The organism is Streptomyces sp. NPDC028928 (assembly GCF_055564915.1).
Genome location: NZ_JBVHVI010000028.1, coordinates 1 through 14,800, shown reverse-complemented (window position 1 = coordinate 14,800; position 14,800 = coordinate 1). Strand labels below are relative to the sequence as shown.

16 protein-coding genes and 1 riboswitch are annotated in these 14,800 nt (G+C 72.2%); of the genes, 6 read left to right on the top strand and 10 right to left on the bottom strand.

The features are described from left to right. Window positions 1-91: 91 nt before the first annotated feature. Genes ACZ4U1_RS39760 through ACZ4U1_RS39750 form a run of 3 tightly spaced genes read left to right on the top strand, consistent with a single transcriptional unit; the run spans window position 92 to window position 2,575 of the window. Window positions 92-364, top strand: coding sequence for an ABC transporter permease (locus ACZ4U1_RS39760; protein WP_467909060.1), 273 nt, complete (start codon window positions 92-94; stop codon window positions 362-364). Between the two features lie 51 nt (window positions 365-415). Next, a complete protein-coding gene (locus ACZ4U1_RS39755; protein ID WP_467909059.1) occupies window positions 416-1,174 on the top strand; it encodes a hypothetical protein in 759 nt (252 codons plus the stop codon). Window positions 1,175-1,180: 6 nt separating this feature from the next. Continuing rightward, window positions 1,181-2,575 carry a hypothetical protein gene (locus tag ACZ4U1_RS39750; RefSeq protein ID WP_467909058.1) on the top strand — a complete coding sequence of 465 codons (1,395 nt, stop codon included), beginning with the start codon at window positions 1,181-1,183 and terminating at the stop codon, window positions 2,573-2,575. A gap of 106 nt (window positions 2,576-2,681) precedes the next feature. Here the strand turns inward: ACZ4U1_RS39750 and ACZ4U1_RS39745 are convergent, their stop codons facing one another. The 4 genes from ACZ4U1_RS39745 to ACZ4U1_RS39730 form a co-directional block, all read right to left on the bottom strand. Next, window positions 2,682-3,755: a M14 family metallopeptidase gene (locus tag ACZ4U1_RS39745; RefSeq protein WP_467909057.1), complete on the bottom strand. Its 1,074-nt coding sequence runs from the start codon at window positions 3,753-3,755 to the stop codon at window positions 2,682-2,684. A 17-nt stretch (window positions 3,756-3,772) separates the two neighbouring features. Next, window positions 3,773-4,081 (bottom strand): hypothetical protein, encoded by a 309-nt coding sequence (locus tag ACZ4U1_RS39740; protein WP_467909056.1) that lies wholly within the window; start codon window positions 4,079-4,081, stop codon window positions 3,773-3,775. Window positions 4,082-4,175: 94 nt separating this feature from the next. Continuing rightward, complete coding sequence (locus ACZ4U1_RS39735) at window positions 4,176-4,916, bottom strand: TetR/AcrR family transcriptional regulator (RefSeq protein ID WP_467909055.1); 741 nt, start codon at window positions 4,914-4,916, stop codon at window positions 4,176-4,178. 71 nt (window positions 4,917-4,987) lie between these two features. Beyond that, complete coding sequence (locus ACZ4U1_RS39730; RefSeq protein WP_467909054.1) at window positions 4,988-6,172, bottom strand: MBL fold metallo-hydrolase; 1,185 nt, start codon at window positions 6,170-6,172, stop codon at window positions 4,988-4,990. A 373-nt stretch (window positions 6,173-6,545) separates the two neighbouring features. Here ACZ4U1_RS39730 and ACZ4U1_RS39725 point away from each other — a divergent pair, with 373 nt between their 5' ends. Next, window positions 6,546-7,166 carry a TetR/AcrR family transcriptional regulator gene (locus tag ACZ4U1_RS39725; protein WP_467909053.1) on the top strand — a complete coding sequence of 207 codons (621 nt, stop codon included), beginning with the start codon at window positions 6,546-6,548 and terminating at the stop codon, window positions 7,164-7,166. Window positions 7,167-7,236: 70 nt separating this feature from the next. Here ACZ4U1_RS39725 and ACZ4U1_RS39720 read toward each other — a convergent pair whose 3' ends face one another. The 3 genes from ACZ4U1_RS39720 to ACZ4U1_RS39710 form a co-directional block, all read right to left on the bottom strand. Next, complete coding sequence (locus tag ACZ4U1_RS39720) at window positions 7,237-8,022, bottom strand: SGNH/GDSL hydrolase family protein (protein WP_467909090.1); 786 nt, start codon at window positions 8,020-8,022, stop codon at window positions 7,237-7,239. Window positions 8,023-8,171: 149 nt separating this feature from the next. Then, complete coding sequence (locus tag ACZ4U1_RS39715) at window positions 8,172-9,086, bottom strand: M23 family metallopeptidase (RefSeq protein ID WP_467909052.1); 915 nt, start codon at window positions 9,084-9,086, stop codon at window positions 8,172-8,174. A gap of 5 nt (window positions 9,087-9,091) precedes the next feature. Next, a riboswitch (cyclic di-AMP (ydaO/yuaA leader) is annotated at window positions 9,092-9,285 on the bottom strand. 269 nt (window positions 9,286-9,554) lie between these two features. Then, window positions 9,555-11,627 carry an alpha-galactosidase gene (locus ACZ4U1_RS39710; protein ID WP_467909089.1) on the bottom strand — a complete coding sequence of 691 codons (2,073 nt, stop codon included), beginning with the start codon at window positions 11,625-11,627 and terminating at the stop codon, window positions 9,555-9,557. Window positions 11,628-11,798: 171 nt separating this feature from the next. On the opposite strand from ACZ4U1_RS39710, the gene ACZ4U1_RS39705 reads away from it, so the two are divergent. After that, window positions 11,799-12,596: a tyrosine-protein phosphatase gene (locus ACZ4U1_RS39705; RefSeq protein WP_467909051.1), complete on the top strand. Its 798-nt coding sequence runs from the start codon at window positions 11,799-11,801 to the stop codon at window positions 12,594-12,596. A gap of 121 nt (window positions 12,597-12,717) precedes the next feature. Here the strand turns inward: ACZ4U1_RS39705 and ACZ4U1_RS39700 are convergent, their stop codons facing one another. Genes ACZ4U1_RS39700 through ACZ4U1_RS39690 form a run of 3 tightly spaced genes read right to left on the bottom strand, consistent with a single transcriptional unit; the run spans window position 12,718 to window position 14,295 of the window. Next, window positions 12,718-13,518: a hypothetical protein gene (locus ACZ4U1_RS39700; protein ID WP_467909050.1), complete on the bottom strand. Its 801-nt coding sequence runs from the start codon at window positions 13,516-13,518 to the stop codon at window positions 12,718-12,720. Between the two features lie 29 nt (window positions 13,519-13,547). Further along, the gene (locus ACZ4U1_RS39695; RefSeq protein WP_467909049.1) at window positions 13,548-13,670 is read right to left on the bottom strand and encodes a DUF6126 family protein; all 123 of its coding nucleotides are present in this window, start codon (window positions 13,668-13,670) and stop codon (window positions 13,548-13,550) included. Between the two features lie 13 nt (window positions 13,671-13,683). After that, window positions 13,684-14,295 carry a helix-turn-helix domain-containing protein gene (locus tag ACZ4U1_RS39690; protein ID WP_467909048.1) on the bottom strand — a complete coding sequence of 204 codons (612 nt, stop codon included), beginning with the start codon at window positions 14,293-14,295 and terminating at the stop codon, window positions 13,684-13,686. A gap of 138 nt (window positions 14,296-14,433) precedes the next feature. Between ACZ4U1_RS39690 and ACZ4U1_RS39685 the strand changes: the two genes are divergently transcribed. Beyond that, window positions 14,434-14,709: a hypothetical protein gene (locus ACZ4U1_RS39685; protein WP_467909047.1), complete on the top strand. Its 276-nt coding sequence runs from the start codon at window positions 14,434-14,436 to the stop codon at window positions 14,707-14,709. Window positions 14,710-14,800: the final 91 nt, after the last annotated feature.

Genomic DNA, 14,800 nt, shown 5'->3' with positions numbered 1-14,800 from the left:
CCCGGGCGGGGGCCGAGCGGACACTGGTGTACGAGGTACGCGTGCTCCGTAGGTGTACTGCGGACGCCGCCCGGCACAGAGGGGAGGCCCCATGGCCTTCCGCGCGCTGCACGAACCGGGCCCGGTGCGGATGCGTTTCTGGGTGGAAGCCGGACTGGGCAGCTTGTCCGGACTGCTCTTCCTCGCGACGCTGATCCGGCCCGACTGGATCGAACTCGTCTTCGGCGTCGATCCGGACGCCGGGAGCGGGGCGGTGGAATGGCTCATCGTCGTCGTCACCGCACTGCTCACCGCGCTGTGTGTCCTCGGCGCGCGCCTCGAATGGCGCCGCGCCCACCCGGCTGCCGCGCACTCCCCGCGTTAGCGGCACCGGGCTGAGGCGAGAGGGAGGACCCCGTCGAAGAGGGAGGACCCGATGCCTGAAGACCTCAGCGAACTCGTCCGGAAGACCCCCCTGTCCTTCCTCGGCACGGTCGTACGGCTCTGCGACTCACGCGTGGCGAGCGTCCCGGCCGACGACCGCACCGCCGTGATCCGGGTCTCCGAGGTGCTGCACGCACCCGACGCGCTGAAGCGGCTCGCGGGCAGCGAGGTCACCGTGCAGCTGTCGGACGAGTTCGACCGGCCGGCCGTCGGCGACACGGCGGCGTTCTTCACCGACGGGGCGGTCTACGGCGAGGGCCTCGCCGTCAGGGAGGTGGGCCGGCTGCCCGCCGACGCCGTGCAGGCGCATGTGTCCCGTTGGACCAGGACCGCCGACGCCATGCCGTTCACGGCGGTCGAACGCGACCTGCGGGACGAGGCCATGGTCGCGCACGCCGACGAGGCGGACGCGGTCGTGGTCGGCGTCGTCGTAGGTCTGCGTCAGGCGGACAGCGGGGCCGCGCCGGGCGAACGGGTCTCGGAGCACGCCCCCGACTGGTGGCTGGCGGAAATCGACGTGGGACACGTGGAGCAAGGAGACATACCTCCGGGCCGGCTCATGGTGCTGTATCCCAACAGCCGGGACTTCCGCTGGTACGACGCCCCGAAGCCACAGGCCTCGCAGCAGGGCATGTGGCTCCTGCACGCCACCGAGGGCGCACTGGCCGCATGGGCGCCCTTCCAGATCCTCCACCCGGACGACTACCAGCCGGCGCAGAGGCTCGACACACTGCGGGCAGCACGGAGGTGACCGGGCATGCCCATGCTCACAGTCGTCAACATCACCCCCGTCGCACTGAGCGGGGACCGCACCCAGGACGCCGAACCCAGCCTCGCCGTCAACCCGCAGAACCCGCAGGAGATCGTGGCGACCGCGTTCACCCCCGACCCGATGGGAGGATCGCTCGCCCCGGTCTACGTGTCGACCGACGGCGGGATCACCTGGGTGATGCGCAGCATCGTGCCGGGCGGGACCGCGGAGCTGGGCACCGGCGACATCTCGGTCGGCTTCGCGTCCGAGGGAGGCGCCCTGTACGCGGGCATCCTCAACGCCGAGGCCTCCCTGCAGGACATCCTCCGCATGCAGATCCTGCGCTCGCCGGACATCGCCTCGGCGGCGCCCATGGAGCTGCTGGTCAGCCGGGACCGGGTCGACCAGCCGTGGGTCGAGACCGGCACCGTCCGGGTGAACGGCGGCGCGCAGGACCGCGTGTACGTCTCCAGCAACGACCTGGGGGTGCGCCCGAGGTCCGCCGCCGTGGACGTCTCCGGCGACACCGGTACGTCCGCGGCACCCGCCGGCTTCCGCCGCAACACCGTCGAACAGCGCACCCCCGCCGGCCAGGACGGGCCGCCGGTGCGCACCGCGCTGCACCCGGACGGCACGGTGTACGCGGCCTTCGAGAGCTGGACGGACGCGGCCCCCGGCGGGGGCGACATCGTGAACGTCACGTTCGACGTCGTCGTCACCCGCGACGACGACGCGGGCGTCGGCGCCGACGCCTTCCAGGACCTCAAGGACGCCGACGACTCGGTCATCGGCCAGCGCGTGGTGACGAGGCGGTCCGAGCGGTTCAACGCGTTCATGGGTCAGGAGCGCCTCGGCGGCGATCTGTCGATCGCGGTGGACCCCACGGACTCGGCCAGTGTCTGGGTGGCCTGGTGCGACCGGGTCGGCAGCCAGATGGGCTGCACCCTGCACGTGCGCCACTCGACCGACCGCGGGCAGACCTGGTCGTCGGACGTCCGGACCGTCACCGACGCCAAGAACCCGGCGCTGGCCGTCAGCACCGACTCCCTGCTCGGGCTCGCCTGCCAGCAGTTCAAGCAGCGGCAGTGGGTGACCGCGCTGGAACTGACGGCCGACGACTGGCAGTCCGCGCCGGAACGGCACGTGCTCCATCAGGCGCCGGCCGGCGTGCCCGCCGCACAGTTCCTGCCGTACCTGGGCGACTACATCCGGCTGCTCACCGTGGGCCGGGACTTCTACGGGGTGTTCTGCGGCAACAACACCCCCGACCTGGCCAACTTCCCGGAGGGTGTGACCTATCAGCGCCACGCCGACTTCGTGCACCACCAGTTGCTCGACCTGGACAGCCTGGCGCGGGTGCCGACGTCCATCGATCCGTTCTTCTTCCACCGGGCCGCGTAGACCACCGGGCCGCACGGTCCGTTCCGCGGAGCGAGGCGCCCGCCGGGGCGGGCGCCTCGCTCCATTCCCTCTTGCGTGCCGTGTCGTAGTCCGTGCCGTGCCGCAGTCAGGTGAGCGCCGTGAGACAGAGCCGGAGGAGCCCGGCGTCGACGTCCAGGACGATCCGCTCCATCTCGGCCCACGGCGGGTGGAATCCGCCCCCGTCGTCGCCCCACTCGACGGTGAAGCCGAGGATCTTGCGCTTCCGCTCGTCCGCGATGTGCCGCGAGTACGCGTAGTCGTCGCTGGTGCCGCAGGTGGGGTACAGGTGGTAGCCGGACATCGGACGGTAGGTGCGGCCGCGCACACCGTGCAGTGCGGCGCAGAACTGTTCGGCGAGCACCGCCGAGTCGTCGGCGTCGGCCTTCGGGAGGTACTCCGCGTAGCCGTCCGCGCCGCGGCCGCGCTGGTGGTCGTAGGCGGGGTTGAGGAAGTTCTGGGACGGCTCGCCGGACTGGTTCTCGTCGTCTCCCCAGACGGTCAGCATGTCCTCGGAGTAGCTGTGCACGTCCACGAACCAGCGGGTGCGCGGGTACGTGTCCAGCAGCCAGCGGACGTTGCGGGTCTCGGGCTCGGAGAAGGGCCGGGGGCCCTGGTACACCAGATCGCCCGGATCGGACGAGACGCGAGGTGCGGCGGCCGGGTCGAAGGCGGTCTCGAAGTCGAACAGGAAGTCGTAGTTGCGGTTGATGTCGACGCCGATGCGGTGCGGGTCGCCGCCGGACTGTGCCGGGTTGCGGTTCTTGCGCCACATCGGCTCGACGGTCTGGCTGTAGTGCCGGCCGTCGGGGTTGACCAGCGGGAAGACGACGAGGTCCAGTTCGCGCAGGATCCTGCGCACCTCGTCGGCGGTGAAGCGGGTGCCGCCGTAGGCGAGGCCGGTACCGGCGTCGTACGCCTCCAGCAGGTCGGCGGCGAGGCCGACCAGGATCTCGCAGCTGCCCCACTCCCGGGCGTGCACACCGCCGATCAGCACGGCGCAGTCGTTGGTCCCGGCCGGGACGCCGCCGATCCGCAGGGCGTGGCAGGCGCGGCGTTCGACCGAGGGCTCGGGCAGGTCGATCAGGTCGCAGGTGCCCGGGAAGGCGGTGGCCAGGCTGGTCACGGCGGACTCGACCTCGGTGATGTTCAGGTACGGCATGGTGTCCTCCCGACGCCCTAGACCTTGTCGGCCGGCCCGTGGGGCACTGCGTCGGCGGGGGCGAAGCGGTCCCCGTGGCCGACCTCGGCCTGGCGCTCCCGGCCCGCGGCCGTGACGTCCTCGACCGGGGTGACCGACACACCCTCGCGTTCGAGGGCTCCGGCCTGCTCGGGGGAGACGTAGGCCTCGATGGTGCAGCTGCCGTCGTCGGCACGGCGGGCGAGCCCGCCGACGTCGGGGCGGGTGTCCCGCAGGAGCGCGCGCAGGGTTTCGACGTCCCGGGCGGTGACACGCACACGCAGGGCGGGCTGAGGGGCGCTGGACATGACGGCTTCTTCCGCAAGGTGCCAGGGAGAGAAACACGGCCGTGGGAGATTTACAGCTTTCTACGACTGTATGCCCGATGTGTACGTCGTACTCTCAGGGTGCTCCGCGGCCGTAGAAGGCGTCAAGGGGAGCCTCCGGCATGCGGCTGAGGAGGCTGTCGAGACCGTCCGTCAGCTCGCGTTCGTCGTCGTACTCGGCGAAGTGCGGGACGAGGGCGCGCAGCCGTGGATAGTCGGCGGCGGACAGCCGGTGCAGGCCGAGTCGCAGCACGGGGTCGGGCTCCTCGGGGTTGTCGACGACCTGGCGCTTGTCCACGAGCAGACAGCCGAGGGTCCAGGAGACGAAGGTGCGGTAGATCGTCAGCGCGGTGCGGTCGTCGAACCCGGCGCGGGCCAGCACGGCGAACACGTGCTCGGTGAGCTGGAGCCAGGGCTCGGGCCGCCGGGCCACGGGCACGTTGAGCGGGCGGGCGGCGACCACGGGGAGCACCTCGGGGTGGGCGTGCACGACGCAGGCGAACGCCCGCGCCACGCGCCGCAGTTCGGTGCGCCAGGCCGGTTCGGCGGCGGAGGGCGTGTCGGTGCGGGTCCGCTCGACCGAGGTCCGCAGCTGTTCGTTGACCTCGGCGAAGAAGGCCTCCACCAGGCCGTCGAGCAGCCCTTCCTTGCCGTCGGTGTACCGGTAGAGAGCCATCGGCTCCACACCCAGGTCCGCCGCGAGGCGGCGCATGGTCAGGGCCGCGAGGCCCTCTCGGTCCACGAGGGCGACGGCCGCGGCGAGCACCGCGGGGCGGCTCAGCCGCCGTCGCCTCTCCGGTTTGCTGCGCTCTGCCATGACCGCACTCCGCGTACACCGTACATTTCATTAACAATCGTACGTTTTATCTGCGGAAACGGACCGCCGGCTCAGTGCGCGTGGTCCCCGGTGCCGCGCGCGGGCGGCTCCGCGACGAAAGCCCCGACCGAGCGCCAGGTGCGGCGGACCTCCCCGGACACGCCACGCCACCAGGCCTCGGCCGGCAGCTTGCCGGCGGGCTCGAAGGGCTCGCCCGGCCGGGGCAGGGCCACCGCCTGACCGGCCTCCTCGGCGGCCTCCTTGCTCCACTCCCCCGGCTCGGCCCACGGGTGCGGGGCGAGGTTGAAGGTGCCCCAGTGGATGGGCAGCAGCACGCCGTGCGGCGCTCCGCCCTGCAGGTCGAGGTGGGCGCGCAGGCCCTCCTCGGGGGTCATGTGGATGTCGGGCCAGAACTCGCTGTACGCGCCGATCTGGATCATCGTCGCGTCGAACGGGCCGTGCGCGGCACCGATGTCCGTGAAGCCGTCGAAGTAACCGGTGTCGCCGCTGTGGAAGATGCGGTGTTCGTCGCCGGCGACGACCCAGGACGCCCAGAGCGTGTGCTGGGTGTTGCGCAGCCCGCGGCCGCAGAAATGGCGGGCCGGGGTGGCGGTGAGGGTGAGCCCGCCGACCCGGGTGGACTCGTGCCAGTCGAGTTCGCGCAGCCGGTCCGGGGAGACGCCCCAGTGCTCCAGATGGGCGCCGACGCCGAGCGGCACGGCGAACAGGGTGTCCGTGCCGGCCAGCGCCTTGATGGTGGGCAGGTCGAGGTGGTCGTAGTGGTCGTGCGAGATGACGACGACGTCGACGGGACCGAGCGCGGCCAGCGGCAGCGGCACCGGGTGCAGCCGCTTGGGCCCGGCGAACGGGAACGGGGAGCAGCGCTCGCCCCAGACCGGGTCGAACAGGACGCGGTGACCGTCGATCTCGGCGAGCACGCTGGAGTGCCCCGTCCAGGTCAGCCGCAGTCCCGTCGCGGGCGGCTTGGCCAGGTCGGCGAAGGTCGTGGGGTGGACCGGGACGGTTCCCCTGGGGGCGCGCAGCGGCCGGGTTTCCTTGTCCAGGAAGACCTTGGCGAGGTCCAGCGTGGAGCCGGACGGCCGGGTGCGGGCGGGGCCACCGGGGTTCTGGAAGACGCCGTCCTTGAAGTGCGGGGAGCGGCGGATGCGTGCCAGGCGCTCACCGCCCGGGTCCGCGCCGAAGGCTTCAGGCCGCAGCGCGCGGAGTCCGGTGCTCGGAGAACGCAGACCGGTCACGGTACCTCCCGGTGGAGTGGGTGAGGCCCTCCATTATGGTCGGCCCCTCCGACAGCCCGGCGCCCCGGGCACCCCGGACGGGCGTCCGGCTCACGCTGCTGAACAGTGGTTCAGCCCGGTGACGCGGCCCCCGCCGGCCCCGCGGACCGGCCCGCGACCGAGTGGTCGCCCACCCGGGAGATCCCCTGACCGCCCCGTCGGGCGGGGTGGTCAACTCCGGTACGCGCGCGTGGTGGTGGCCCCGTGCGCGGCTGCGCACGCTCTGGTCGGCGACCGACTGCCGGTGATCGCGGAACGCTTCGGTCGGTATCGATGACCGATCGCTTCCGACCGATGCCGCTCGCATGCGATCGACTACGACTAGGGTGAGCGCGTGGCAAGAGTGCGGTTGAGCGTGGCGGAGCGGCGGGAGGAGCTGCTGCGGGCAGCGATCGAGCAGATCGAGGCGCGGGGTGTGGCGGCGGTGCGGATCGCCGACGTGGCCGCGGCGCTCGGGGTGAGCAACGCGCTGGTGCTGTACCACTTCTCCACCAAGGAGAGGCTGGTCGCCGCCGCGTTCGCCTACGCGGCCGAGGACGACCTCGCCCATCTGCGCAAGGTGGTGGGCCGGCGGACCACCGCGCTGCGCCGGCTGCGGGCCGCGGTGCGCTGGTACGCGCCGACCGGGCAGGCCAAGGGCTGGCGGCTGTGGATCGAGGGCTGGGCCGTGGCCCTGCGCGAGCCCACCCTGCGGGAGGTCACCCGGGAACTGGACAAGCAGTGGAAGGCGGCGATCGCGGAGGTCATCGCCGAGGGCGTCGCGGCCGGTGAGTTCGCCTGCGCGGACCCGGCCGGTACGGCGTTGCGGCTGACCGCGCTGCTGGACGGGCTGGCGGTGCAGCTGACGTCGTACCCGGGCGCAGTGGCCCGGTCGCGGGCGCAGGAGTGGGTGGACGACGCCCTGGCGCGCGAACTCGGCCTGGACCGGAAGGCGTTGACCGAACGGGGGGCGTGACGCCCCCCGGAGCGCCGCCCGACCCCGGACCGCGCATGCGGGATGCGCGGGCGGGGCGCGGGCGGCGGCCTCAGGCCACGGAGGCGATGCGCATCTTGATGTCGTCCGGCGACAGCGTGCCCTTCGCGGTCACATGGTCCCCGGAGGACTCGCCGCGCAGCCGCCGCCCGATCCAGGGGACGAGGAACTCGCGGGCCCAGTGGACGTCGTCGCGGCGGACCTCCAGGGTGCCCCGGGGCGGCAGCGGCGGCCACGGCTGCTCCGGGTCGGCCGGTACCTCCAGGCCGAGGACCTGCCCGGCACGCAGCGCCACGCGCGTGTGTCCCTCGGGCGACAGGTGCAGCCGGTCGCTGTCCCAGGCCCTGCGGTCCTGCACGGACTTCAGGGACCACAGGTCGAGGACGGGGCAGCCGTACCGGTCGGCGATGGCCCGGACGTGTCCGTTGTAGGTGGCGATCTTGCCGCGCAGATGCTTGAGCACCGGGACGCCCCGGGTGTCGAAGCCGGTCGTCACCATCACCGTGCCGGCGGCCTCGGTCAGCCGGGCCACGGCCCGTTCGAAGCGCTCGGCCACCTCGTCCGGGTCGGTGCCGGGACGGATGATGTCGTTGCCGCCCGCGCAGAAGGAGACCAGGTCCGGAGCGAGTTCGACGGCCTTGGGGAGCTGGTCGGCCACGATCTGGTCCAGCAGCTTCCCGCGCACGGCGAGGTTGGTGTACTGGAAGTCGCCCTCGGGGCGCCGGTCGGCGAGCAGCACCGCGAAGCGGTCGGCCCAGCCTACGAACGCCCCGTCGGGCCCGGGGTCGCCGACGCCCTCGGTGAAGCTGTCCCCCACCGCCACGTACGACCCGATCACTGATGTGTTGTCATTCTTCGAATCGTCTGCCACGTCGGACCATGATTCACCTTCCGATGTGACTTACGCGACCGTAGGCAGGGGTTGACGAACGGTGAGATGAGACACCCTTAAATAATTTGCCAAGCCAGGAATAGGCAGGGCGGGCGTCAGCCGACGGCGACTCCGTGTGCGCGGAGGTAGGCGACCGGGTCCACGTCCGAGCCGTAGTCGGGCGTGGTGCGGATCTCGAAGTGCAGGTGCGGTCCGGTCACGTTGCCGGTGGCGCCGGACAGGCCGACCTGCTGGCCCGCGGTCACGCTCTGGCCGGCCGAGACGGAGAGCTGCGAGAGGTGGGCGTACTGGGCGTAGTGGCCGTCCTCGAGCTTGAGGACGACCTGGTTGCCGTACGCGCCGCCCCAGCCGGCGGAGACGACCGTGCCCGCGGCGACGGCCTTGAGGGAGGTGCCGGTCGGGACGACGAAGTCGACACCGGTGTGGTAGCCGCTGGACCACATGCTGCCGGCGACGTGGTAGCCGGTGCCGATGGTGGCGCCGGCCACCGGCAGCGTGTAGCCGGCGGAGGCGGTCTGCGCGGAGCCGGACCCGGAGGACTGGGAGGACTCGGAAGACTGGGAGGTCTGCGAAGTCTGCGAGGTCGGCGAGGTCCGGGCGGGCTCGGGGGCGGCGGACCCGGTGCGGGCCGGCGCGGCCTTCGCGCCGAGGCTGAGCTTCAGGCCCGGGTGGATGAGCGCCGGGTCGGCGCCGATGGCCTGCCGGTTGTCGTCGTAGAGCCGCTGCCAGCCGCCGCTGACCCGCTGCTCCTCGGCGATCTCGGAGAGGCAGTCGCCGCTGCGCACGGTGTAGGTGCGCACGCCCGCGTCCTGCTTGGCGGCGGTCTGCTGCGCGGTGTTCGGAAGGGACTGCACGGCCGTTCCGGAAACGGGCTGCGCGAGGGTCGCGGCGTGCGCTCCGGTGGTCCCGATGAGCGGGAGGGCCAGGGCGGCTCCGCCGGTTCCGGCGACGGCGAGGGAGCGGGAAAAACGCGGGGTCTTGGGACGTCGGTGCTTACCCTTGGCAGGCATGGCGCAATTCCTCTCCGGCGCCTGCGAGGTCAGCTGTCGGGTTCGGGCTGGAGCTGCCCGGCCGTGCGTGACACGGCTGCACCCCTAGCCTGTCGCGGAGACCGGGACAGGCAGTCTTACCTGGTGGGTCCCCCGCTCCTGCCGACGCGGGTCATGTGTGGGGAGTCCGGGCGGCGGCAGGATTCGGCGTTCCGTCCGGATTGGTTCGGAACGTAAGCGAGCAGGACACGGCGAAACAAGCAGCCGTTTCCCGTTGTTCCTCTCGCGGCTGATCGAATGCGGGAATTCGTGGTCACTCAGCGTGAATTCCCGCGCCCGGCTCCTTTCAATTCCCCTTTTCAAGCCCAGCATTACGTGGACATGACGCGCGACGCACGGTCACGGATATGACGCTCCTCACGCCGCACTCCTCCAGGGGCCCTCATTCCGCAGCGAGTTGGAAGGAAGGCGTCAATTCGGACAGAAAGCTCAGATGCGGCGCAGCCGGAGAACCGTCGCATCCAGGTCGCCCTTCAGCCCTGTGCGCATTCCGTGGTGCAGCAGGACGGCGCCTCGATGAACTTCACCCGTTTCGCGGCATTCGTACGATGCTGTCGGGTCGAGCCCGCGCAGCCGCACCGCCGGCACCGGCTCGCCATGGCGCTGCGCCTGCAGCCAGGCGAGGACGACGGTCTCCTCGCCCCGGAGGTACTGGACGGCGCTCAGACCGCCCGCCGGTGGCCGCAGCCGGTACAGCTCGCCGTGCTGCACGACCGGGCGGATCTCCTTGTACAGCTCCACCCAGCGCCGGGCCTCGGCCAGCTCCTCCGCGCTCCACTCCGTCAGGTCGCCGCCGACCCCGAGCACGCCGGCCATGGCGCTGACGAACCGGAAGCGCAGTGAGCTGACCCGGCCGTTGAGCTGGGCGTTGGGGCTGTCGGTGACCCAGGCCGCCATCACGCGCGCGGGATGGATCTGGGTGAAGCCGTGCTGGATGGCGAGCCGGTCCAGCGGGTCGGTGTTGTCGGAGGTCCACACCTGGTCGGTGCGGCTGAGCACCCCGAGGTCGATCCGGCCGCCGCCGCCCGAGCAGGACTCGAAGGCGACCTGGGGGTGAGCCGCGCGCAGCCGGTCCAGCAGGGCGTAGAGGGCGCGGACGTGGTCCACCCACAGCCGCTGCGGGTACGGCTCCCCGGGCCAGCCGGCGTCGGTGAAGCAGCGGTTGAAGTCCCACTTCACATAGTCGATCGGGGCGCTGGAGAGCAGGGCGTCCAGCTGCTCCCAGAGGTACTCCTGGACGTCCTCGCGCGCGAGGTTGAGCACGAGCTGATTGCGCAGTTCCGTCCGCTTCCGTCCCGGTTGGTACTGCACCCAGTCGGGGTGGGCGCGGTACAGGTCGCTGTCCGGGTTGACCATCTCGGGCTCCACCCAGATGCCGAACTGCATGCCCAGGCCGTGCACCTGGTCGGCGAGGGGCCCCAGGCCGTGCGGGAAGCGGTCGGGGTTGGGCGTCCAGTCGCCGAGGCCGGCGCGGTCGCTGGTGCGGGCCCCGAACCAGCCGTCGTCCACCACGAACAGCTCGACCCCGATCCCGGCGGCCCGGCGGGCGAGGGCGAGCTGCTGCTCCTCGGAGATGTCGAAGAACGTGGCCTCCCAGGAGTTGAACAGCACGGGCCGGTCCCGCTCGGCCTCCGGGATGACGTACGCGCGCTGGTAGGCGTGCCAGGCGCGGCTCGCGCCGCCGAAACCGCCGTCGCTCCACAGGCCCGCGAAGACCGGGGTGGTGTATGACTCCCCGGGCGCGAGGAGCAGCAGGCCCGAGTCGTCGTAGCCGGCGCCGCCGGTGATCTGCACGCGCGCGTCCGGGAGTTGGGCGACGGTGATGCGCCAGGAGCCGGACCAGCCGAGGGCACAGCCGTAGACCTCGCCGCGCTCCTCGGTGGCGTCGGTGTCCAGGGCGACCCAGGGCAGGTGCTGGTGGCCGGTGTGGCCGCGGCGGCTGCCGATGACCTTCTCGCCGTAGGTGAGGGGCGCTGCGGTGAGCCGTGACTCGGCGGCCCAGCGGCCGTGCAGCTGGGAGAGCCGCCAGCCCTCGCGGTCGGGCAGGGTCCAGGTGGCCGCGTCGGCCCGCAGCAGCTCGACGCGCCCGTGGCCGCTGTTCTCGACGGTCACCCAGCGCTCGACCACGTCGCCGCGCATCCGGTAGTGCAGCGTGATGCCCACGCCGTCGTCGTCGAAGCTCAGCCGCAGTTCGTCGCCCTCGGTGTCGCACGACACGAAGCGCCACGCGGTGCCGCGCCGCTCCTCGGTGCGGACGGACAGGGCGGGGCGGACGAAGCGGGGTCCGCCCTCGACCGGGTACTCCTCGCGGCCGTCGAGGGGGGACTCGAAGGGCCAGTAGCCGGGCAGCGGGCGCTCCGCGAGCGCCTCGGCGTCGGCGAGAGCGATCCGTGGGCCCCAGTGCAGGTGGAGCAGCTCGTCCGCCTCGGTGAGACGCAGCGCGTAGCTGCTGCCGGGGCCCGACAGGAGCCAGGTACGACCGTCTTCGGCGATGTCCACCATCGAGACCTCACAGGTGCCAACAGATCCGCGCAAGTGCAAACATCATCAAGGGCGTGACTCCTTGTGTCCATGCCTGTGGACAACTCATTGCCCGAGGAAATCGATGCCGTATGGTCGTCTGAGCGCCCGCCGACGAGCCGCGACGGCGGCGACCGACCGGGAGGAGCCCCCGTGACGCAGCAGGTCCCGTCGACCGAACCGGAGCTGGCCGGAGTGCGCAATTTCCGTGACGTGGGCGGGCTGCCGACCACGGACGGGCGGCGGGTGCGGTACGGCGTGCTGTTCCGCAGCGGGCACCTGGCGCACGCGACCGAGGAGGACGCGGCCTTCCTCGCCTCCCTGAGCCTGCACACGATCTTCGACTTCCGCAACGCGGCCGACCAGAAGCTGGAGGGGCCCGATGTCGAGCTGCCCGGCGTGCGGAACGTGAACCTGCCGCTGAGCGACCCGGCGGACGGCGCCGAGTTCTGGAAGATGGTCCGCGACGGCGACCTCGACCAACTGCGCGCGATCCTGGACGACGGCAAGGGGGCGGCCCGGATGATCGCCTCCTACCGGAAGATCGTCACCGAGCGCACCGCAGAGCACTCCCGGGTGCTGCACGCGCTCGCCGACGACAGCGTGCCCGCCCTGATGCACTGTGCGGCCGGCAAGGACCGCGCGGGCATCTCCATAGCGGTGACGCTCCTCGCCCTGGGGGTGGAGCGGGACGCGATCGTCGCCGACTACCTGGAGTCGGCCGCCAAGCACCGCCGCTACAAGGTGCGGCGCAGCGGCAGCGCCGACACCGCGTACACCCCCGAGGTGATGGAGCTGCTTAACCCGCTCTTCGACGCCCGCGCCGAGTACCTGGAGGCGGCCTTCGCGAGCATCGAGGAGACCTGGGGCGACACGGACACGTACCTCTCCCAGGGCCTGGCCCTCTCCCCCGAGACCCGCGAGCGTCTGCGCGAACGCCTGCTGGACTGACCGCGGAGGCCGCCGGCGCCCGGTCTGCGCTCCTGCCCATGGGGAGAGAGGCAGCCGCCGGGGTGTTCCCCGGTGCCGAGTTCGCCGAGCCGGTCCCGCCGGAACGGGTCGTCCGAGCGGGTCAATGGGCCCAGGGCAGGCGCACGGCCTCGATCTCCGGGTCGGTCAGGAGCGCCTCGATCAGCGTGGCGGGGCCGGCCACCTTGGTGGCCCACAGGTCGTAGTCGGTGCACAGGACCCAGGAGCGGTCCTCGGCCCAGAGGTTGGACGGGCTGAAGCCGGCCTCGGGGTTGTCGTACAGCAGGCGCGCGTCGCCGAGCCGGCCGGATCGGACGTGCGGGTTCTCGAAGTCGGGGGTCCGCAGGGTGAGCGGGCTGTAGTAGGCCAGGCAGCGGGTGTCCGGGCCCGCGGGGCCGTGTTCGGTGAGGATCCCGGTCAGCCGGTTCCAGGTCTCGCGGTCCAGGCTGCCCTCGGTGGGCGGCGCGATCCGCAGCGGCCGGCTGCCGCCCTGCCGTACCGAGGGGAAGCACCGGTAGGAGGGCAGCAGCCCCTCGGGCACCATCGGGTCGCCGGTCCGCGCGGCCAGCTCCGCCCAGCGCAGCCGCCGCCAGCCGGGACCGGGATGCCCGGCCCGGCCCAGACCGCCCCCGGTCACCGTCCCCACGCCGGTGAGGTCGACCCCGCCGGCGATCTCCCGTTCGGCCCCGCCCTCCGCCGCGCGGGCCCGGTGGTACGCGTCGTACGTCACGTCGGCCGGAAGCCGCTCGTGCTCGTACATGGCGCCCAGCACCCAGGCCGCGTCCGGCAGCGGCGGCGGCATGAACCCGGTGACGCCGTCCCCGGCCAGTTCGCGCAGCCAGTCGGCCGTGCGGGGCGAGGCGAGCGGCCAGCAGGCGGTGACCAGGTCGGATGTCTCGGGCATCCGCACATCCTGCCACGCGGCCCGCGGCGTCAGCCCTTGCCGCCGACCGCGAACAGCAGGTAGAGGAAGGCGGCCAGGACGTGCCCGAGGGCGAGGTAGATGATCAGCCGGATCCACAGGGCACGCGGGAGCTTGGTCTCGTAGTCGCTCATGGCAGCTCTCCGGTCAGCGGCCCAGGCACAGCGTGGCCGTGGGGCTCTGCAGCAGGGTGTGGACGAACAGCAGCTCCACGCCGTCGTGGTCCTCGGCGGCGAGGCGGTGCGGGGTGAGCGAGTCGAAGTGCGCGCTGTCACCGGGCCCGAGCAGGTGCGCGGTGTCGCCGAGCCGCAGCCGCAGCCGCCCCTTGAGGACGTAGAGCCACTCCTCGCCGGGGTGGACGCGCACGATGTCGCCCTGCGAGCCGTACGGCACCCGCACCCTGAGGGCCTGCATGCCGCGGCCGGGCGCCCCGGCCTGGACGTACGTCCAGCCGCCCGCCCGGGTCGGCTCCATGTCGGCGCCCCGCACGATCGCGTCCCGGTCGGCGACCGTCTCGCCGAGCAGTTCGGAGACGGTCGTACCGTAGATGCGGGCGAGCGCCAGGAGCATCGGCAGCGAGGGCTGCCGGTGCCCGGTCTCCAGGCGGGACAGGTGGGCCGGGGAGAGCCCGGCGGCGCGGGCCGCGGCTTCCAGCGTGAGTCCGGCGCGCCGGCGCAGGGAGCGCAGCTGCGGCGCGACGGCGGGCAGGCCGTCGTCCGGGCCCGGAGCCGCCGGCGCCCCGGCGTCTGAGGCGTTCATGCCTCCATTCAGCCCCAGCCTTGCCATTCGGGCAATTTTCTTGCCTCAGAGGCAAGGCCGGCCTGAACCTCCGACCGGACCCCGGCGCTGTTACGATCAAGCCCAGGATTTGAACACGTTCAAACCAGGGGGATTCCCATGCCTGCGAACACCGCGTCCGACCGAGCCGACACACCCGCCGGCGCCCTCGGTCCGACCGCGCTCGTGCTGGGCGCCGTGGCCGCCGCCTGCCTGTGGCCGACGCTCATGCTGCTTCCGGTGATGTTCCTCGCCGGAGGACTCGCCGTCACGTTCGGCCTGATGGGCGCCCATTACGCCCGCCAGGGCATCGGCCGGATGTGGACCGCCGTGACGGGAGCCGTCCTGGGCGCGACCGGGCTGCTCTTCCCCCTGGTGCTCCTTCTGGCCCCCTAGGTGTATTGATCACGAGCGTTGTTAACGGTGCCGGGTCTTGATCATGGCGAAGACCTCCGGTGTGGTGGAGGTGTCTAGGCTCCACACCACG